The organism is Brevibacillus sp. NPDC058079, assembly GCF_042885155.1.
In the GTDB taxonomy this organism is placed as follows: Bacteria; Bacillota; Bacilli; order Brevibacillales; family Brevibacillaceae; genus Brevibacillus.
Genome location: NZ_JBHVSO010000007.1, coordinates 33,899 through 53,616 on the forward strand (window position 1 = coordinate 33,899; position 19,718 = coordinate 53,616).

26 protein-coding genes are annotated in these 19,718 nt (G+C 35.8%); 2 read left to right on the forward strand and 24 right to left on the reverse strand.

Going from position 1 to position 19,718, the window contains the following annotated elements; translation table 11 throughout:
* Nucleotides 1-39: 39 nt before the first annotated feature.
* The 12 genes from ACFVS2_RS20250 to ACFVS2_RS20305 form a co-directional block, all read right to left on the reverse strand.
* A complete protein-coding gene (locus ACFVS2_RS20250; RefSeq protein ID WP_390236982.1) occupies nt 40-1,101 on the reverse strand; it encodes a hypothetical protein in 1,062 nt (353 codons plus the stop codon).
* A 122-nt stretch (nt 1,102-1,223) separates the two neighbouring features.
* The gene (locus ACFVS2_RS20255) at nt 1,224-1,922 is read right to left on the reverse strand and encodes a metallophosphoesterase family protein (protein WP_390236984.1); all 699 of its coding nucleotides are present in this window, start codon (nt 1,920-1,922) and stop codon (nt 1,224-1,226) included.
* 110 nt (nt 1,923-2,032) lie between these two features.
* Entirely contained in the window at nt 2,033-2,827 is a 795-nt protein-coding gene (locus ACFVS2_RS20260) for an ATP-grasp domain-containing protein (RefSeq protein WP_390236986.1), read from the reverse strand.
* A gap of 201 nt (nt 2,828-3,028) precedes the next feature.
* A complete protein-coding gene (locus tag ACFVS2_RS20265; RefSeq protein ID WP_390236988.1) occupies nt 3,029-3,373 on the reverse strand; it encodes a hypothetical protein in 345 nt (114 codons plus the stop codon).
* 129 nt (nt 3,374-3,502) lie between these two features.
* Nucleotides 3,503-3,904 (reverse strand): hypothetical protein, encoded by a 402-nt coding sequence (locus tag ACFVS2_RS20270; RefSeq protein ID WP_390236989.1) that lies wholly within the window; start codon nt 3,902-3,904, stop codon nt 3,503-3,505.
* 49 nt (nt 3,905-3,953) lie between these two features.
* Nucleotides 3,954-4,469 carry a DUF6036 family nucleotidyltransferase gene (locus tag ACFVS2_RS20275; RefSeq protein WP_390236991.1) on the reverse strand — a complete coding sequence of 172 codons (516 nt, stop codon included), beginning with the start codon at nt 4,467-4,469 and terminating at the stop codon, nt 3,954-3,956.
* Between the two features lie 301 nt (nt 4,470-4,770).
* Nucleotides 4,771-5,187 carry a hypothetical protein gene (locus ACFVS2_RS20280; RefSeq protein ID WP_390236992.1) on the reverse strand — a complete coding sequence of 139 codons (417 nt, stop codon included), beginning with the start codon at nt 5,185-5,187 and terminating at the stop codon, nt 4,771-4,773.
* An 83-nt stretch (nt 5,188-5,270) separates the two neighbouring features.
* A complete protein-coding gene (locus tag ACFVS2_RS20285) occupies nt 5,271-5,627 on the reverse strand; it encodes a hypothetical protein (RefSeq protein ID WP_390236994.1) in 357 nt (118 codons plus the stop codon).
* Nucleotides 5,628-5,711: 84 nt separating this feature from the next.
* Entirely contained in the window at nt 5,712-6,014 is a 303-nt protein-coding gene (locus ACFVS2_RS20290; RefSeq protein WP_390236996.1) for a hypothetical protein, read from the reverse strand.
* A gap of 98 nt (nt 6,015-6,112) precedes the next feature.
* Entirely contained in the window at nt 6,113-6,340 is a 228-nt protein-coding gene (locus tag ACFVS2_RS20295; protein ID WP_390236997.1) for a hypothetical protein, read from the reverse strand.
* Nucleotides 6,341-6,354: 14 nt separating this feature from the next.
* Nucleotides 6,355-6,951, reverse strand: a complete 597-nt coding sequence (locus tag ACFVS2_RS20300; protein ID WP_390236999.1) for a hypothetical protein — start codon at nt 6,949-6,951, stop codon at nt 6,355-6,357.
* Between the two features lie 124 nt (nt 6,952-7,075).
* Nucleotides 7,076-7,591: a hypothetical protein gene (locus ACFVS2_RS20305; protein ID WP_390237001.1), complete on the reverse strand. Its 516-nt coding sequence runs from the start codon at nt 7,589-7,591 to the stop codon at nt 7,076-7,078.
* 525 nt (nt 7,592-8,116) lie between these two features.
* Between ACFVS2_RS20305 and ACFVS2_RS20310 the strand changes: the two genes are divergently transcribed.
* Together ACFVS2_RS20310 and ACFVS2_RS20315 are read left to right on the forward strand one after the other, a co-directional pair.
* A complete protein-coding gene (locus ACFVS2_RS20310; RefSeq protein ID WP_390237003.1) occupies nt 8,117-8,656 on the forward strand; it encodes an RNA polymerase sigma factor in 540 nt (179 codons plus the stop codon).
* 247 nt (nt 8,657-8,903) lie between these two features.
* Nucleotides 8,904-9,491 carry a GGDEF domain-containing protein gene (locus ACFVS2_RS20315; RefSeq protein ID WP_390237005.1) on the forward strand — a complete coding sequence of 196 codons (588 nt, stop codon included), beginning with the start codon at nt 8,904-8,906 and terminating at the stop codon, nt 9,489-9,491.
* Between the two features lie 256 nt (nt 9,492-9,747).
* Here ACFVS2_RS20315 and ACFVS2_RS20320 read toward each other — a convergent pair whose 3' ends face one another.
* The 12 genes from ACFVS2_RS20320 to ACFVS2_RS20375 all read right to left on the reverse strand — a co-directional run bounded on the left by ACFVS2_RS20320 (nt 9,748) and on the right by ACFVS2_RS20375 (nt 19,595).
* Nucleotides 9,748-10,602 (reverse strand): hypothetical protein, encoded by an 855-nt coding sequence (locus tag ACFVS2_RS20320; protein WP_390237007.1) that lies wholly within the window; start codon nt 10,600-10,602, stop codon nt 9,748-9,750.
* Nucleotides 10,603-10,942: 340 nt separating this feature from the next.
* A complete protein-coding gene (locus ACFVS2_RS20325) occupies nt 10,943-11,119 on the reverse strand; it encodes a hypothetical protein (RefSeq protein WP_390237009.1) in 177 nt (58 codons plus the stop codon).
* 242 nt (nt 11,120-11,361) lie between these two features.
* A complete protein-coding gene (locus tag ACFVS2_RS20330; protein WP_390237011.1) occupies nt 11,362-11,790 on the reverse strand; it encodes a hypothetical protein in 429 nt (142 codons plus the stop codon).
* 453 nt (nt 11,791-12,243) lie between these two features.
* Entirely contained in the window at nt 12,244-12,606 is a 363-nt protein-coding gene (locus ACFVS2_RS20335) for a hypothetical protein (protein ID WP_390237013.1), read from the reverse strand.
* A 13-nt stretch (nt 12,607-12,619) separates the two neighbouring features.
* The gene (locus ACFVS2_RS20340) at nt 12,620-12,766 is read right to left on the reverse strand and encodes a hypothetical protein (protein WP_390237015.1); all 147 of its coding nucleotides are present in this window, start codon (nt 12,764-12,766) and stop codon (nt 12,620-12,622) included.
* A 40-nt stretch (nt 12,767-12,806) separates the two neighbouring features.
* The gene (locus tag ACFVS2_RS20345; RefSeq protein WP_390237017.1) at nt 12,807-13,268 is read right to left on the reverse strand and encodes a DUF262 domain-containing protein; all 462 of its coding nucleotides are present in this window, start codon (nt 13,266-13,268) and stop codon (nt 12,807-12,809) included.
* Between the two features lie 636 nt (nt 13,269-13,904).
* Nucleotides 13,905-14,525 carry a hypothetical protein gene (locus ACFVS2_RS20350; RefSeq protein ID WP_390237019.1) on the reverse strand — a complete coding sequence of 207 codons (621 nt, stop codon included), beginning with the start codon at nt 14,523-14,525 and terminating at the stop codon, nt 13,905-13,907.
* A 155-nt stretch (nt 14,526-14,680) separates the two neighbouring features.
* Entirely contained in the window at nt 14,681-15,115 is a 435-nt protein-coding gene (locus tag ACFVS2_RS20355) for an NUDIX domain-containing protein (RefSeq protein ID WP_390237021.1), read from the reverse strand.
* A 27-nt stretch (nt 15,116-15,142) separates the two neighbouring features.
* Nucleotides 15,143-15,736 carry a hypothetical protein gene (locus ACFVS2_RS20360; RefSeq protein ID WP_390237023.1) on the reverse strand — a complete coding sequence of 198 codons (594 nt, stop codon included), beginning with the start codon at nt 15,734-15,736 and terminating at the stop codon, nt 15,143-15,145.
* Nucleotide 15,737: 1 nt separating this feature from the next.
* A complete protein-coding gene (locus ACFVS2_RS20365; protein ID WP_390237025.1) occupies nt 15,738-16,076 on the reverse strand; it encodes a hypothetical protein in 339 nt (112 codons plus the stop codon).
* Nucleotides 16,077-16,370: 294 nt separating this feature from the next.
* The gene (locus tag ACFVS2_RS20370) at nt 16,371-16,970 is read right to left on the reverse strand and encodes a metallophosphoesterase family protein (protein ID WP_390237027.1); all 600 of its coding nucleotides are present in this window, start codon (nt 16,968-16,970) and stop codon (nt 16,371-16,373) included.
* A 225-nt stretch (nt 16,971-17,195) separates the two neighbouring features.
* Nucleotides 17,196-19,595: a DUF2726 domain-containing protein gene (locus tag ACFVS2_RS20375; RefSeq protein ID WP_390237029.1), complete on the reverse strand. Its 2,400-nt coding sequence runs from the start codon at nt 19,593-19,595 to the stop codon at nt 17,196-17,198.
* Nucleotides 19,596-19,718 lie beyond the last annotated feature (123 nt).

A 19,718-nucleotide genomic window follows, 5' to 3' on the forward strand; every position in this document is an offset into this window, starting at 1 on the left:
GGATCGACTCTTTACTTTAGTACCATTACTTTAGTACCTTTACTTTAGTACCTTTCCTTTGCCTCTTGGTTTAGCGAGTAATAAATGTTCAGGAACTCCTTTTTTTATTCGCAAATACAACCCGTTGTACGTAAGTCCCGATTCTCTTGCAAAATCAGCGATTGTTTTTGTAATTCCATTTATGGTGATATGATTTTGCTGTTCTTTCACACGATACCCCACATGATTACTCACTGGAGAATAGAGTCGTTCTCCTCTCCATCCTTTATTATAGCGGTTTTGCAATACTCTTAATGGAATACCCGTTTGCTCGCTTAATTGACGAAGTGTGATTCGATTTCCTTTATAGTGTATCCATAGAGTATTAACTCGATAATAAGAGGATTCAACAACCGTCATGAATTTGCAGTTGGAAGGGGAAAAATCCCCGTTTGGATCCAAGCGTTTTAATATTAAGTTTTTTTCATATCCATTTTTCAAACACCAGGAAGCGAAGGTTTCAAAATCATGCCATTCCTTGCATACTTGGATACCTTTTCCACCATAATTTTCATAGCCATCTTGATTTGGGTTGTAGCACCTTGAATTAAAGGTTCTCCAAATATTATACAAGCTATGATCGGACAATCCATGTTTTTTGTTTCGAATGCTACTTTCAATCAATAATTCCTTTCGATAACAACCACAACTTTTCTTTTCTCCAAAGCGCAATAATGATGCACAAGAGATTGTCATTTCTCCACAATCACAAACGCATTCCCATGTATTTGAGCGTATTTTTCGAACCACAACTAATCTTCCAAAACGCCGTCCTGTAATATCTTCAAGATCACTTCGAGAATCACTTGTTCTACAACGTTTGCAAATATGATTCTCAAATCTACCTGTTTTTTTCAGGTACATAAATCGTTTATTTGATAGGGTAAATGGCTTCTGACACCTATCGCATTGGAAATCAATCATCGCTTGAGCAGATGGTGATATATCTTCAACTTTAATGGGAATTTGATCTCCCATATGTGTAAATATATACCCTTTTGCAATTAGGCGTTTGATATTCCCGGCACCCCAGCGAACAGTCACCGTTTTTGAAATTATCATTTTAAACCACCTCGTTTTGTTGCCTATTGTTATTTTGATTATTATTGTAGTCTATAGTCAATTCCTAATCAACTATTCATTTAGTGTCCAATATAAAAAAGCCTCCCAATGGGAAGCTTTCTTTATGAAACGACTTTTCTTTTCTCTATTTTTTTCTTATTAGGCTTATAGACGTAATACTCCATCGCTGTCAGATCTACCAATCCAAGCCCCCTTTCCTCCAAGACTTCATATGTCGAAGATCCCATATCACAATTCATCCTGGCACCATCAAAATAGATTCGCTCAACGGGGGTGTGTCCATGAATGATAGGCTTATTCTTAGTTATTGCAAGCAGATCATCTTTATAATACCGATAAAACTCCGATTCCTGCATCCAAAGAATTTCTCGATTTTGATTGTCTATTGATTGAAATGGATTCAACCCAGCGTGTACATATACAAATTCATCATCCTCTATAAAAAGAGGGAGGCGACAAGCCCATTTCAAATGACTATTGGTTTCCGCTTCATTTCGAAAGACGGATTTAAAACTCTCAATCGCTTGCTTTCCCCCATGAATCAGCCACATGGTTGACCTTCCATCCAGATACCATCCCATCATTTCCTCATGGTTGCCAATCACAGCTTTTACATGGTTCGGATGCTGTTCGCAAAGCAACTTGATTGCCTTTACTACTTTTCCACTATCTTTCCCTCTATCGATCATGTCGCCTCCGAATACAATTCGATCTCTGGTTGGATCGAATGAAACATAATCAAGCAATCGTTGCATGGCATCAAAATCTCCATGAATATCTGTCATAAAAAACTTTCTCACTTTACATCCACCTTTCTACATATGTTTCTCTATGTTAGAAAGATGGAATGCTCCTCATAACTCTGAAAAAGCAAAAAGCTGACTTGTAATCAAGTCAGCCTACCAAATCACTATTCCAACTCTGAAAAGATGCTCGAAAGCGAAGTATCTTCTTCTTTTTTCTTACTGCTCTCTGCTTTCACTTTCATCGTTATTTCTGGATTATGTTCATACAAAGAATACAATTCCTTATAATTTTCAAAAAGGCATGGATCACTCAACCTATACGGATTCGTTTCAATTAACAATACATTGTCGTCTCCAACATGGACATCAAATACAATCGTTGAACACGGTAAATACTCCCTAATCTGTTCAAAGAATGTCTTAATGCGTTCCAATACTTGCGTTTCATTTTGTAAGACCCAGACGTATGAATCATGGTAATCATATTGTGTGATTGCGAACAAGCGTCCCTCTTTCACAAAACAACGAAATTCTCGCTCTCTTTTTAATTCCATCCATTTACGTGCAACTAAAACAGGAAGGTGATTCCAGCGTTGAGCATCTTTGAAGTCCATATACATTCTCTCACTGTATAGACAAAATCCAATTGCCTGTTCTGGCGACTTAGCCGCAACGATACCATCTCTCGTAAAGAATGAATCAGAGTCCTTTGGTGATCGTCTGTCATTTCGAAGAAAAATTCCATCTGGAAACTCTTCGAACGCGGGTGAAATCTTATCACTGAAATATGAATGTACCTTTTTAACTTCTTCTGTCTCCTTTTCAGGGAACATCAAAGTTAAAAACTGATCACGCTCTTCGGCTGTAAGTGGAAAGAAAACAGTTGGAATCGAAAAATTCATTAATTCATGACTCCATTTTGTTATGAACGTATTTACTTCATTGTCCCAAGCGTACATCCTCATTCCTCCTCGAAATAGAAAACCTTTGTTTTTCCTTATTTTTGTTACCTATTTTATTATAGAGATTTCAGCTCTCGTTATAAGCACACTCCGCTTTTCATTCGAATATGGTTTCGATATAGCACATACGTTCTCCACTCAATAAAAAAACTCCTGCACACCCATATTAAACACGGATATGTGAGAGTTCTTTATTTGCTATTCAATCCAATACTTTTTCAAATGAACATCTCTCCCCCAAACCCCATCAGGGTTAGAGATTGAAAAAGTGTCTTGGTGAATGATATTCAAATTTCCTTCTTGATAGTCTTTTAACCATTTTTCGCCCATTTCGAACATTTTCTCAAGTTTTGCTGGATTACTTGTTCGTGCTTCCAGTTGACATACGCCCATGTTTTGGCTCCCTCTTAGATAAAGCTGAACCATATAGGATCCAAACATCATTTTTGATACATAGACAAAAACTCTGCCATTCACCTTTTGGTAAACATTAAATCTGGCGTTATAATGCCAGCCTTTTTCAATAGAACATGGTGCAAACATTGACTTCTCTCCTTGACATCACATTCTCATATATAATATCACATGTTTACCATCTACATACTCAATAGTGTTTTCTTAATAACAAGAAAGGATGGATATAATCCACCCTTCATTGCATTTATTATTTCCCTAAGAAACGGGAGACAAGAGGATTTCCTTTGTTGCATACCAAACAAATGCCTGCAAGTCTTTTGTTGTTTCCTTTGCTTCTACAATCGTAGCTGGTGAAGACATCATTGCTTTTGAAATACTTAGCTCAGAGATGAACATATTTTTAATTACAAGCTTTTCACTCTCAAAATAGAGAGCGGAAATTGTTTGATTAAAAACTCCCTCCAGTCCAAACTCATGCCGCTTCATAAAATACCCATGAAATGTCTCTTTGTCTTTCAAAAGGTACAGAGCAACGAATCTTTTTACTCGATGATTACTTGCGATGCTACCAAAAAGATCTTCTAAGGTTGTATCCATAAACAGGTTATTACGCATTTTATCTATATATTGATTGAATAATTCCTGGCAATGGGTCATTTCCCTCATCCTTTACTTCATATCTCAAACTTACGATGTTTCAAAAAGATTACTCGCCTTTAAATGATTGTAAAATAGTACGCTTAAAATCTTGCCATTTGTGCTTGAAATTATCATAGTCCTCAATTTCTAATTCTGCTGCTATTTGTTCGAGGAGTTCTAAATTAGTTTCATATAAAATGCCTGTATTCAAAATATCTTCAATGTCGGAAGCTTTCGAACGTCCAATTTTAGCTAAAACCAAGTCTTCATTGCTCAACAGTCGAACTTCCAATACTTTGCATTTACTCGGCATCTTCTTTGTTCTCTCATAATAAGACTTTGAGATCGTAATAACTTCTGATGCCGCATTATTAATAGAGAAAGACTCCAAGTAATCCAAGACTTCATGATCCAACCTTGTAACATTGTCGATATCAAGCGTAAACTTACTTTCGAAATTCTTTAATAAAAAGCAAGCTCCTCCTCCGATCACCAACTCCAGCTTTTTTAGATCTGGGAAGATTTGATTGATAAATTGATCTGCCATTAAAAAATTTTCCATCACTTCTAATTTCGTATTCATATTTAGATCGCTCCTATATAAAATTAATCCTATTTAGCAAAAAAGCAAAAAAATTACGCACGACTGCGTATCCTAAATTTTAAAATCCCTATATTATAGAAATTTTCATTGCATTTATAAGAATCATCGATTTTTATGCAAAAGAAAAAGGAATTGATCATGAAGATCAACTCCTTTGGGTGAATCATATCTATATGTACTTACTTCTATTGAAGATTGAAAACTCCCGACACCTATAGAAGATACCGATTCATCTCCCCTTGGAGAAGAGGGAGTCTTATCGGGTGATTTAGATGAAATCCTATTCAGGTCGATCAAATACACCTTTTCGTTTTCTTGCGTACATCATGAATGATTTTAAGTTTTTCATGAGAACTTTTTTCTCATAATCTGAAGGTTCTTCTGTCATCATTTCTGGTGATAATTCCAGGAAAGAAACGAGATGCTCTTTAATTTTGTCTCCTGTTACGTTTTCAGTGAGCGTTCCAATGATAATATTGAATAGAGAAGTAATGTTTAGTTCATCTTTTTTATTGTAATAATAACGGAACGTCTTTTTATCTTTGAGGACATGAAGCGTCACCATATGATGTTTTTGATGATGCTCATGAACTCCTGCAACCAAATCTTCCAGGGTTTGCGTTTCAAACAAATGCGTATGTAGCTCTTCTATGTACGATAAAAATAACTCGTGATCAAACTCAATATCAAACATCATCGGAAGAAACCTCCCTTTCCTTTATCCATATAGTTCACCATCACCATCATGTATTTTTGATCCTTGTAGAGAAGTGCTTCATCCTAAAGTACGATGTCTTCAGGTGAGATTATCTTATTGGTGACGGCATATAACATTGGGTTGTTGTTTTTGCCGTAATACCAGTCATATTCAGGATCTCTGTACAAAGGGAATTCTCCCTTATAATAAAAAACGATAATTTCTCGGTTTTTAAGATATGAACAGATATCTCCCTCATTCACCATTGACAAATAGATACGATGCTCACCATACTCCACACCGTCTTGAGAACACGTTGTCGGTTTTAATCCGTTTTTAATTATTGAATCGATGTTTTCCTTTTTTGCATAATGCCACAATTCAGTACCAATCGGAATCATTAATTGATTACTATATGCCCCTGGCTTATTAATCTTCACTTTAGTCCTCCATTTACGCACCAATGAAGAGTAGAAAAGAGCCAACCCCGTTGGTCAGCTCTCCCTTAATTTGTGTTGAGGGAATTACGCACTCAACTCAGAAATGAGTTTTAGCTCTTCTTCTTGCAAAGCTTTCAGCTTCAGGACTCCATCTACAAATTCTTCAAAGCCTTTGCCGTCCATAGGCTTCTCTTTGCCCATAAGAGAAATAGCGATCCCCTCGGCCTTTGGAGAAATCTCGACAATTTCTTTTGCTACTTTGCCCTTTTGAGCATCAGGAACTACAATGCCAAACTGGAATACAGGTTGCCCTTCCCTCTCAATAGCTTTATAGCGCAGCCCCTTTTCGTTCAACGTGTTCACGGCTTGTACAATAAAAATTCCCATGAAATTCAACTCCTTTTATGTGATTTCGTACTCGTTTATTATATACTCATTATATCTCTATAACACTAATTTGTCAATTATATTTTACTATTTTCTCTTTATTGTTGACTACTATAGTCAAATTTCGTTGTAATATTATTGCGAATTTTTCGATTGTCGAAGTATCCTCCATTACCAAATGCAATCGTCTCACCTGTTTGGTTGTCAATTAATGCGTAGTGAAAATCTCCCGTTTGAGAAAATGATGGCATTAATGAGACATTGTGTTCAATCAACATAGTAACGATCTGTCCTTTTATGTCCTGGAGCTTATTAAACTGATTCATAACGAAACACCCTTTCAGTCAAAGTGGTTATCAATCGCAAGAATCAAAAAGTACAATTGATCCGCATAATTACGATTACCGAAGAACATGTTTTGCTCATGTGGCAAAAGTTCATTCATGACAAGATGATTGACAACTAACTCTCTCAGTTTTTCAAGAAACGGTCTTGCATCCATCTCTCCTAATCGAATAATGGCTCTCAATATAATTTTAAGATGCTGTACATAGGTGTATTGGTTTCTTGTGAATTCTGATTCCAGCTCATCATTTCCATTAGCCGTATACATATCCTGAGTAGTTAATAGGAATGGCAAATCAAAATAAGCAATTCTTCTTCGATCTTTTTTTATGTAACCTGATTGGTAATAAGGGCTGATCGTTTTAGCTACCACGCTACTCATCGTTTGTTTCCGAAGGAAGTGAAACGTCCCCACATTTCCTCCAAATGAAAGCTCTGTTTTAAAAAGATGGGTGGATATAAGCTGGATGGCATTCCCGACGGGAGTTAAGTCATAATCATACTCCTTTGGTTGAAAAGCCCTTTCTTTTATAACAGCTCCATTTATAAGAAGAAAAATGGCGTAACATACTTCTCCAATTCTACGAACCATCTTCTTTCCTCATTTCAATTTTCTTGATAATTTTGAGCCGATCCTATTTTTCCGCTACCCTTCCAACTCCACATCGGCGCATACCACTCCTCGCCCACAAGATACGTGATTCCTGGATGCTCTTTTATATTGTGACGATACACTGGCAAAAATCGATAATCTTTGTGTTAATCGTGATTTCCTCTGGATTTTCGAATTCCTCTCGAATCCATTTATACAGACCTAATAGTTCTTTATACTGTTTCCAAGCAAATCCTATCGGAACTTCAACATACATATCCATGGATAAAGGAAATGGAGTATCCATTACTAATTTGCTCTCGATAATTGGTTTCTGAGGAATAACAATAAAATTTCGATCCGAATTGATAAAAAGATGTTCTCGTCTGGTATCGATTTCAACATTCTTTACATAGACGGCGCTTTCTTCTGGCATTGTTATTATGTGTCGAGTTTGTCCTAAGCGATTATGTAGGGAAGGGTTTTTTCGTGCAATCTCTTCTCTATAAAGGAGTAATTCTTCTTGTTCCACTTCAATGAATGCATGACATCCCTGTATGATGCCATTTACACCTTTAATGTGGCTTTGCTCGTAATTGAAAAATCCTTCATTTGCATATCGTATCAAACGAATATTCATTGCTTTATCCCTCCTACCATCACATAATACCATTCTTTTGTCATTTTGTAAAAAATAATTTCGTTTTTCTGACCAAATTTAAAAAGGATCATCTTTTAGATAGATCCTTATATGAAAAACGCAATTTCAACATCGCAAAACTCCAGAGAACCCAAGGGAAAACGTAGAGAAAGCGCTTGGAACGAGCAAATTTACGCCCTTTCTATTGGATTAAAGCAATCGCAATACCATCAATAACATAACGACTATTCCGAATACCTTTACCAGAATCAATGGATCATTATTTCCCAAGTTACCTGTAATTACTCAATGGCACAAGTTAATAGTGGCAATTTTATTAAAAAACCCTTGATTCATTGACTTTAGTCAATTTACTATATAGGATATAGTATAAGCAAGGCTTTCGTGCAACTTTTAACTATCAATAATTTTGATTTACATATCTGCATAGAATAGAACATTCCATAAGAAATAGGTGTTATTCAACAATTTATTTGGCAATATTTTTAGAAGGGACGATTTTCATTGAATTTACAACAAAACATGATTGAAAATGGTAATGATGAAGCACTATCTTCCCTATTAAAAGAGGTAGAACCTTTTATTCTTCGAATTGTTTCCGGCAAAATCTCTAATCAACAGGATGTATTAGATATTACACAAGAGGTTCTGGTTCGTGTGTATCGAAATTTGCACAAATATGATCCTGCAACCGCAAAATTAACTACTTGGGTAGGACGTATAACAAGGAATCTATGCATCGATTATTACCGCAGGCAACGATTCGCTTTTAGTTTATTGGGTGAGGAGGAAATGAACATTCAATCGAGAGATCGAGTTGAATCAAGCATTGAAAAAAAAGAATTTTCCTCTCATCTTTCTCAAGCGTTAAATCATTTATCGAACTCACATCGTAAAGCTTTTATTATGCGACATTTATATGAGAAGAGTTACGATGAAATTGCAATGGAATTACGCTTGCCTCTAAACACGGTCAAATCCCATATTCATCGGGCAAGACTTGTGCTACGCGAATTTCTTGGTGAATTTAAATTGGCAGGTTAACCAAGAAGAGTAAACTGGTGTATCCGGTTTACTCTTCTTGTATTTCATCCACAGCTTAGATTCGGAAGGCTGGCATCAAACACTATACGACATATATCCCAATGGCAAACTATTTTAACCATGATACAGTTGTATCACACAAAGGAACAAACTGATTGAGGAGGTATATTTTGCTATGCGTTACATGGGTAGACTGTTTTGTATTTCACTGACTCTCTTCATTCATTCCTTATACACGATGTACTACATGTTTGTGGTTGGCAGTGTCCAGTGGATTGAATGGATGGGGTATCCCCTCTTTATTTTCATTGCCTACTGGGTAGGTCTTCAATATGACAAAGTAAGATTTTTCGCAGAAAAAGATGTTTTAACCAATTTATATAATCGTCGTTTTGTTTTGCATTCTTTTAATAGGATTTCGGATTTGGTTAAACGAAATAACAAAAAGTATTATATCCTGGTTATTGATTGTAATGATTTTAAAATGATCAACGATACGCATGGACACGAAATGGGAGATGAAGTCTTGCGACAGATCAGCCTGATCTTGTCTAAACGTACAAGACAGTCTGATATTGCCGCTCGTTGGGGTGGGGATGAATTCCTACTCATTGGAGAGTATCAAGGTGACATAGGTCTTCAAATACTTATTAATCGAATCAAATCGAAAATACATTCGCTTTCCTCCAAGTTAAATATTCAAATTTCCGTATCCATAGGATATTCTATCTGCCCAGACGATCACAACGTTTTGCAAGAACTCGTTTCTTTGGCAGATACCAAAATGTATAGGGAAAAACAGATTAATCGAAGGGAAAAACTGCTCAATGCATAAAGAAAAAGAAGCCACCAATCGAGGTAGGCTTCTTCTTTACATTGCGAGTCGTAGAAACGCTGTGCGTTCAGATGTTTACAGCAATTACCATGCACATTCCGATTATGATTTGAATCAAATTCCAAAAATCCAATATATACTTACTGACCTGAACCTAAATTTAGATACTCTCCATTTCCATCGTCTATTTGTCACAATTCCCCGATAAACCGATGACTAATTGTCTGACACCGATCAACGACTTGTAACGATTCATTCAAAACTCTTTCCAAAGATGTCTCACATCATCCAGGGTATTTTTGGATTTTAACTTTTGGATCCTATGAATGATCTCTTCTTTTCTCCAATTTTCAGATTGTTCACTGCCAAGTAAACGATTAATTTCGATTAATATCTGATTCAATTCATCCACTGTTTCGGTTGTGGGTTTATCTTCTTCTATCTTGTAACGTGACCCATCCTTTTCATAGCGTTTTCTCATGACAAATTCAATGCCATAACGTAAAATTCCGTATGCCATCACAATCGGTATAGTGAGCTTTTTAAATCCATTGTCTTCAATCGGGAATACCTCTCCTACCATCTTGGTTACCAACGGCAAATTCGCAACTACTATCAGAAACACTGCTGTTGCTAAAATAACTTCTTTTGCTTTATCCGTAATGTGTATCAAATCTTTTATATTCCCTTTATTGTCCTTAACATAATACTTCCAGAGGATAAACGGATGCGCTGTCCCAACGATGACAATGAATGAGATAACATAGGCAAGATAAGAAGCATCTCCATCTAAACCAAATAAACTCGCGATGACTAAAGGGGCTAAAAAGGATGTAAGTGGAAGTGAAAACGCGTAATCCAACATTATATCTTTGGCACTTTTGTTCAAGTAAGCTGTAGACAATTTCAAAGCTGTCTTTATTGTTCCAAGGATAATTAAACATATTACAATTCGAACGACATTTGGATAATTACAATAAGAAGAGACTCCATAAGCAATCAAGAGAATCAAAGTGACGACCAGATACTTCCATCCTCTTTTTACCTCATCTTTTAAAATATTCATCGCTTTTTTAAAATGGGGAACTCCCATTTGATTTAATGTTTTCACACAGTCTTTCACTCCTATTTCCTGTCAATAATCCATTTCTATTTCGTTTTTTCTGCTTTTATCAACTCGTCTCGCAGATTTGTTTTGGTGAATTTGACAACTTTAGCAGCCATCTTTTTACATCAATTTACAGACAGTTTGTATAGCAATCTCTGATGCGCTGTACTCACTTCGCCTTTTTGATTTAGAGTAACATATCTAAGGTGATTATTTCCAGTAGCACGTCCTGACCGCAACATTTCCATTGATTTATCCAAATGTATTCAACATTCTGGCTAATAAATCAGTTTAAAGAAAAGAAGCCTAACCCTTAGACTTCTTTTTGTGCCTTCTATAATAATTATTGTTGCGCTTGTTGATAGAGTCTACGCATCCACTCTCTATCCGCTTCAATCATTTGGAGTCTTGCTGTTTCGTACATTCTTTTATAGAACTCCACACGCTCCTTCATCTTTATTCGATGATTTGTAACCACTTCATCATTCATCACTTCATATTTTGCATTCATTGCATCCAAGATCCATTCGCTTCCTTCCTGCTTGATATAATAATTAGTATTTTCCAATAGCAAACAGTTTATTCTCATTCCATTCATACTCCAGGAACGGGGATTCGCTCAACATGATCAGTATTATATAATAGTTAATTAAATCCCTTCCCCAATTTTAAATATTTTCATTATAAAGAAGAGGACTATCTGTTATTTCGTAGTCGTATTCATCAAACGAACGAAGGAGCTGGCTCATGAGCCAACTCCCCCTAAAATAATTGAATACCTGTCTTTTCTTTTATTACTCGACGCATCGCTTCAGTATGTTCCTTTGACACACTCTCAGAAGCATACACATGAAACAACTCTTGCATCCATACATCAGTTTCACTTAGCAAACTCCGCATGATCGTTTCAATTTGATTGTCTTGATACTTAACGTACACTTCTTTCGAATCAAAAAGTTCTGCGTGTCCCAGGGAATGATGATCAAAAACCTTCTCATGATGAACCTCTGTTACAGGCTTGGTATCAATAATGCGTGTATAATCTTCAAGATAGACATCCTCACTGCGAGTTGTTTCATAACGAACCATATACAAATTCCCACGATCAAGTTGCTGAGCATACAGAATTTCTACGTCCGCATCAAACAAGGGCGAGTAAGCGGTAGCCCCTACATCATAAAACTTTCTCACGATCATTTCTCCTCTCAAACTTTCCCTTGCAGTTGATCCACTTGCTTTTCTTGCAAGAACAATCTCTTACTTGTTAAGCATTTCTTTCATAATAAAGTAAGAACATTACCACTCTTTGTGAACCTTTCGGAAAGAAAGCAAGGCTTCAATAACATGCCAAGCTACAAATATCGTCATCATAATAATGATTCCTGATTGAGTTGCATCCGAGAATTGTTCTTTGCGAAGTATTAATAAATAAATGACCCCGAATGTTATAATCCGAAGCATATTCACTGCTTGTCGGAAGTAGTATTTTTGGGAGGAATGCTTGTTTACTAAGTACCTAAAAAGGTAGTGGCAAAATCCAAGAACACCTACCAAGATCATTAGATACAAAAAACTCTCGATGTTATCCACTCTCCTTTCTCTCTAATGTCCAATCTTTACATGTTGTTTTTTACATTTTTTATCTTATTTCTCAAGATAACCATCTTTATACGAAAGAATACAATCACGTAACCAGATCGGATACAATCGTCCATCAATTCTTACATATACAGCGTCTGAAACCTCTTCTTCAATATCAATCGTTTGTCCAATTAATGCATCGTAACGTGGATAACCCTCTTTCATAGTGCATCGTTTTATCGTTGCTTGACGACCGTCTGGATCATTCGATTCTGGAAGATAACGATCTCCCTTATCGCATAGCCCGTAGAATCTATTTAAGCACTGCTCTCCATTTTTAAGAGGAAACGGAGAGGTTGACACATGGTTATCACATACTTCACCGTTTCGGAAACACCAATCTCCCGTTTTGCTATATTCATACATATGCATACTCCTTTCACTCGTTAAAGGACAGTTGCCCATTTCCAGAGTTTATCTTTTTGTCGGTGTTTCTTCCAATTGATACTTCCACACCTTTATACACCTTTACTTGATCTTCATCGAAATCAACTGAAATCACCGCTGCTTGAGAGTTTGTTTCCATACATGAATTTCCTTCCTTTCATTTTTGGGGAGAATCGCTTCTACATCGTTTCTCGCCTTTCATGAGGAGTTCCAGTAAAATTAATCCGTTTGAATAGCTTTTCACATTCTTCTTCTGTTTTATAGCGAGTTAGGTATATTGCGATTTTAAAACTTTTAATGATCGCTTTGTATTTATCTGGAAGTTCTGAAAACAAATAACCCCTCCAGGTAAAACGATCATTGCAAAAATCAAAAATAGTCGTCAATCTCTGTTTGCCATCTACTACCTCTATTGGTTCGTCCTCACTCCGCTCATTCAAAAAAATGGCATTGATCGGCAACCACTCAACAATGGAGCAAATTAGTTCTTCTTTTTGTTTTACACTCCATACTAATCCTCTTTGATAGGAAGGAGTCAAATTGTAAGGATTATTCTCATGTTGTATTAACAAGGTTGCGACATCAAAATTAGATGTCTCTCGAACGAATCGTTTAGGGGATTCCTCTAACCATTGCTTCATATCTGCTTCACCTCATCCTCTCTGAATTCAAGATCGATCTTAATTTAATCTATTTCTCTTCTTTCTCCACTAACAATTCATATTTTCATTCAGCAAATTGATAGGTTCATCATACTACACCTGTGTTTTTTTGTAAAATATTTTTTACATATAACGAATGGTTTTCTTGCAAAAAGACCGCCGACAAAAATTCTGCTGTCTGGTTGAGTAGGTCTTGCGTTTGAAGAATTTTGACTTATTTTACTAACACCAATCAACAAAAAAGTAACCCCTCAACCGCCAAGCTTTGAAAAGGTTACCCCCAACATAAAAATATAAGATTAGATGCCCATATAAGTCCAATATTCATCGGTGGTAGAAACTTTCCGTAGCGTTTCTAATTCCGAAGGTGGATGTGCGTGATGATACTCAAGCTTGTAGTAATCCTCTAAATCGCTCTGTTGTTTATTAGAAAACGGTATAAAGCGATACAGGTATTCATGTAACATTGTAAGACCCCCTTGAATCTAAATAATCGAAAGCGTCTCTTGCTTTCGGTATATTGTAGATGGGAGTCTACTGAATACAATCAATTAGAAAAAGAAATCCCTATTTATATATGAAAAGATGGAAGTATGTCACAGATTCGAAACATTTTCACTGCAAATTCGTTTTTGTATCCATCTTATTTCGAGCCATTTTTTGTTTGCGAAGCGCCTTATATTCTTTTCTGAAGTCATGGGAATGATGAGGATTTTTCTCTTCTATTGATTTCAATTGTCGGTATAAATACGCTACTTCATTTGATACGTATTCAATATCTTTATAGTGATGTTTGCGCGTTGGCATTTGAATCACATTTGAGGAAGGAGTTGTGATTTTTTTAATTTCGCCCATCAAAGGATGACCACTCCTCATCATTTCTTCCTTTATTTTTTCAAGGATAGGAGCGTAGTCAAAGGCATGTGCGGTATCAAATCCGAAATACCAGTAGCCTTTTCGGAATCCATCACCTTTTTCCTTACCAGCAAAGGTAATTCCGCCATGGACATTGAGTTCACCAATTCTTTTATCACTCCTCTCTTTTCCAAAATAGGAGTGACTACGTTTGATCCCTACATATCCATTCAGTTGTCCAAACTCAGGATGCCTCCATATGACTAAATGATACTTTCCAAATCGCAAATCTGAAAATTCAGGTTCAATCTCCCATTTTTCTTTCAATATCCTTCCTACGTTATCACGATTATCTTCATTCTCTAATCGATTGACTACCATATGTATATAGCCCCCTCAAGAGGTTTCGTCTCTATTTAGCTTCTTATTATTGTACCAAAGTCCAATGCCAATTAAAATAAATGACCCCTACTAAAAAGGAGTCGATATCTTTCTGTGTGTTCAACCTCAACCTGGATATACAACCTAAACAGATGTTACAAGGTATTTTGACGAATTCTTTCCAAATTTCTTGCGAATTGAATCATGTAGGATATGTTACCATCTCCAGCAAGCATGGAATGGGAAGCATTAAGTAAATCAAGCTCCTCAATATTATACCACGCTACGATTCCTTCTTTATTTTTTTCCCAGATAACAGGTTCACAAGCTAAAATTGCATAGAAACAAACCAATTCGACTCCGTTCGGGAAAGTCATTTTCACCATTTCCTGATAAAAATCTATAAGACTTGATGAAATCCCTGTTTCCTCCTGCATCTCACGAAGGAAAGCTTCATTTGGTGTTTCTCCTTCTTCAATCTTACCTCCAATCCCATTCAACATATTCGCATATGGTTCCCTATTACGATGTAAGAGCAACGTTTCTTCCATGGTTGGATTAAAAATGACAGCAACGACATACTTCTTCATTCTTGCCCCCTATTAATTGATTAAATGTTAACTGTTCTGAATAAACGTCTTTAATTTTTCAATTGTTGATGGATCAAGATGACCGTCAATATTTTCAAGCATAATTAACAAGTCTTGTTTTTCAGCCTGCCGTTTAAGGTATAGCGAGAATTCATCTTCTTTCCCTTCAACTGTATCTATACGAGTTTGGATCAATTCTTCCAGATTGTCCATGAAATGGCGTTTTAGATATTCCAGCTTAGCGAGATCTGTCATTCTCCCAAACTTAGCAACAATTTTAGATTCAAAACTCGCTTTATTCATGATAATCCCTTTGTACTCAGCCACCTCTTCATACCATTCTTGGGCTTCTAAATCAGATACTTCCATAATTCTTGCAAATTCACTGACACCCATTTCTTGAATACTCCACATAGCAGCGAAATCTCCCAGGAAACGATTAATTTCATGCATTTCTCCTTGGAGTGTAAAGAAAACCTGATTTCGACGATACTCAAATGATTTAACTTGAAGTTTTAACTGTTTCGCTTCCTTATGTAGCTCTTTCGTAAAATCATCCAATTGTTCTTCTTTCATATGAAAAATGGTACATTGGTGATTCCGAATGACTCCTTGTGTCATTTTACGCATCTCCCTCATTATTTGTGTGCAAGAGTGATCGAATATCTTTTAGTTGTTTTCTCATGAAACATAGTTCTTCAAGAAATTCATTTCCCTTACCAAAAATTCGCACTACTGCTTCTTGATAAGGAATGAATTCATCAAGAAGTAACAGCGTTTTTTCCAAATTAGATAGTAGCTCCTGCAATTCATCTATGCTGAGTTTTGTTATATCTTTCGTCATGAAACTGAGTCTTTCTTGTGTAAGCACCTCATACTGCTGAGAAAAATTCATCATTTTTACAGGATACTCATTGATGAAATGATCTGCTATTTCTCTTGCCATTTTCTTGTGATCCATTTTATCTACCTTCTCCCCGAAATACGGTTTTTCGTATTAAAAAGACTTTTATATTAAATTTCCATTCAACAAAAGGTTTCATTGTTGCTTGTTAATCGTAGAACTACAGATTCATAAATCTTTAATCACAATAAAATGTCGTCATTTATGGTTATTATAACAATAATACAAAATTAGAATGAATATGTAAATTATATTTTACGATATGAATGGATAATTGAGAACTACTGCGTATCTTTAATACAACAAGAATAGACCCAAAGTTCACTACTAACCGTGAGTCTATCTTTAATATTAATCTAACACCTCTAACACTCGTAATTGATTTCCATTTGTTAAATCGAAAATAACTCCACCAAATATTCCTATCACATCTGTATTTCCAACTCTCGTATTCTTAGCACTATGTTGGTGTCCATGTATCAGATACTTGGGTTCTTTTTGCGAGATATATGTCCGCAACCCCATAAATCCTTCGTGAGCCATATCTGACTTATCGTGAATTCCATATGGGGAGTTATGAGAGATTAACAAATCTGCTTTGGGTAGCTGCTCACAAATAATCGTCGCTTCTTCTTGAGTCAACATAGGCGCTTCTTCTTTCTTGTATTTAATACTTCCTTCTACTCCCGCTATTGCTATTCCATTGATCACTTTCATTTTTCCATGAATATTTTCAATCCCGAAATACTCTAAATCACCTGAAAAGTCATGGTTTCCTAAAACTCCAAGTTTGGGTTTCGATGGGAATTTTTCTGTTATTACTTTCAAATACATTTGATCAATATCTCCAAGAAACAAAATGATGTCGAACAGTCCAGAATCCAAACTCAAAAATCTCATCCACTCACGATACTCGATTCCTTGTAAATCTGACAAAACCAACGCTTTCATTCTTATCCCTCCTCGTCTTCTATACGAAGATTATAAACTCCAAGGAGAAATTTGATTCTCATTGCGTTGCTTAATACTGAACACGCTCAAAACATGGGGTGATCCATCCTGGATCGCAATACCACGAATCACCCCTCTTTTCTATGTGTGTTAGTATGAATGGATCAACTTTCACGTATAAAAAGAAAGAGAGCCGATTTCTTGGCTCCCTTTTCATGATTTGATTTAATAATACGAAATTACCAATTGATTAATTGTTGGAATAGCTTTCTTTATTTGCATCGTAATTTGTTCTCTTGAAAAATCAATGATCGTTTCTAAATCAGATGAAATAGAGACATGAAATTCTTCATTGTTTTTCACATCAAGCACTTTTGATTTTTTTGCAATCCCTTCTCCTACAATCCGATTCCATACGTCCTGTAATAGATCTAAATCAATGTCTGAGTGTATCGACACGCCAAAATTCCGGACATCTATCTCTTCTAAAAGCCTATTGTTTCCGATCTCATCTTTTTGTATGTCAAGAATCATCTCTTTCGTTGCACTTCGTATTTCCTGCTTTAACTTCTCAGCAGTCATACCTTTATTAAATCGGATACGGATCAATGGTATTCCGCTCATCTTGAAAATTTCATTCTTCATTTTGTCCTTTTTTGCCGCTAATTCCGTATCGTGATAGTTGCTATCTTTCTCAATTGCAATGACAGGCACATACGTAGAGGTACTAATGATGGCAAAGTCTACATGAGCCATAAACAGATAGTTCATATGCTCACTGGATATCAATTCTTTAAGTTTTTCAATATCTACTATCGTTTTAAGACTAATATTCGGGAAAACGAAATGTTGGGGAAACAACTCCAGTAGAACTCGATACAAACTGATTTCTGATTCATGGAAAAAGATCGGACGATATAGATTCATTCGATCAGCTTTAATGATCTGACGTTCTAATTTGGGATCTATGAAGTCTGCTACAAGTTTCTGAACAGTTGGTTCAATCTTGTACGTACCATTTTCACTTTGTAAGATTTCCATTCTTAGTAACTCATTTAAATTTTTCTCTACATAACTTTCTTTTTGATTGGTAGCTTCAGCTAAATCCTCAATAGAAATAGGGCGCTCTCCAAATTTATAAATCGTGAACAATAACTTCTTGTGCCATTTGTTCGTGATTTTAAAGTAAGATTCAGTTAATTTCTTAGGCTTTTCCTTTTTCTCCTTCAACTTTTTATTGATAATATCCAGGTTTCCTTTTGCTGTCTTATCTTTTGGATCTAATTCTAACGCTTTAACATAACATTCCCTTGCTTTTTCATCATTTTTTTCTATATTCGAGTAAATCACACCAAGATTATTATAAATAGAACTACTTTGATCTCCCTCTTCAATTGCCTTTTCGTAAACCTGTTTTGCTTCTTGATGATATCCACACTCCGAAAGAGAATACGCCACTTCAAAATAGAACATCTTGCGATTAGCTAATCCACGCATGTAACATTCTGAAATAATCTTATACTCTTTTCTTTCAAACAATGTACGGAGGTGAACATTTCTATCGATAATATCGTTTGCAAGGCTACTATCTATCTTGAAACATTTTTGATACGCATGTTTAATGATCGTAAAATTGCTATCGTTTTCTCCAAAATAAAGCTCATTCCAAAATACTTTTAAAGGCTCTCTAAAGTTATTTGAAATACACCAATCAAAACTACAATCAAATGCCTCCTTAAATCGTTTGATTTGCTCCTTATTCAATTGTAGTTGCTCAAAACCACTATCTTCTCCTTGCATCTTTGCTTCACAAAATAACCGATATAGATAGAAAATTTCACCTGGTATCGAACTTTGTTTTATCATGGCTTGTAATTTCTCAATGTATAACAGAAATTTCGAGTTGTTTTCCAAGTTAAAATAACTTAGGTGATCATATATCATCTTCAAACATGCAAGTATGTGTTCGTGATACTTTCGCTCAGTCATGTCTGTCTTTTTAAAGAGTTTTACCATATTTACATAAACCTCAATAAAATCTGATTCATTATCATTAGGAAGAGGACTATGAAACTTATATCGTTCACTCACATGATCTTCACTGTTATCTGGTGCTATATTTAAATAATCAAAGGGAAAGAAGACCGCATCGCTAAGTGCATCAGTTGAAATGTAACTCCATATTGAAAGAACCTCTGTATCTACTTTTCCATGTGCTCTGAACTGTACGAACGTTTCTAATGCTATAAATAAAATGGTATCTTTGTATTCCAATTCATTTCTGTCATTTCCAAAATCCCATTCTTGAATCCACTTCATATAGTCTCGTGTATATTCTTGAAATACTTTCGCAGCTTCTACAAAATATCCACCATTCGCAAGTGAAACCTTGACAGCGTGTACGATGTAAGGCCCCCAATCAAAGTTTGAAGCTTGAACTGTTGGACTTGACAGGATCTTATGTATATTTCTTACGATGTAATCAATCTTGGGAAACAGTGCCTCTTTTGCATAAAACGTTCGCAAGTACTCTTCATAATCTCCCTCATATTCTTTACTGGGTATAGGAGTAACTAACAACATTAATTCTTGAGGAGTTTCAGCTTGGATATGACTCATTAACATAAAGCATGTGCTCCCTTCACAATCATTGTCAGAAATAGGATCTGTTTGTATTATACAAGAAAATCAGTAAGTAAACATTCGCTCTCTAACAAGAAAAAATGGTGCTATTGAGATTTCTCAACA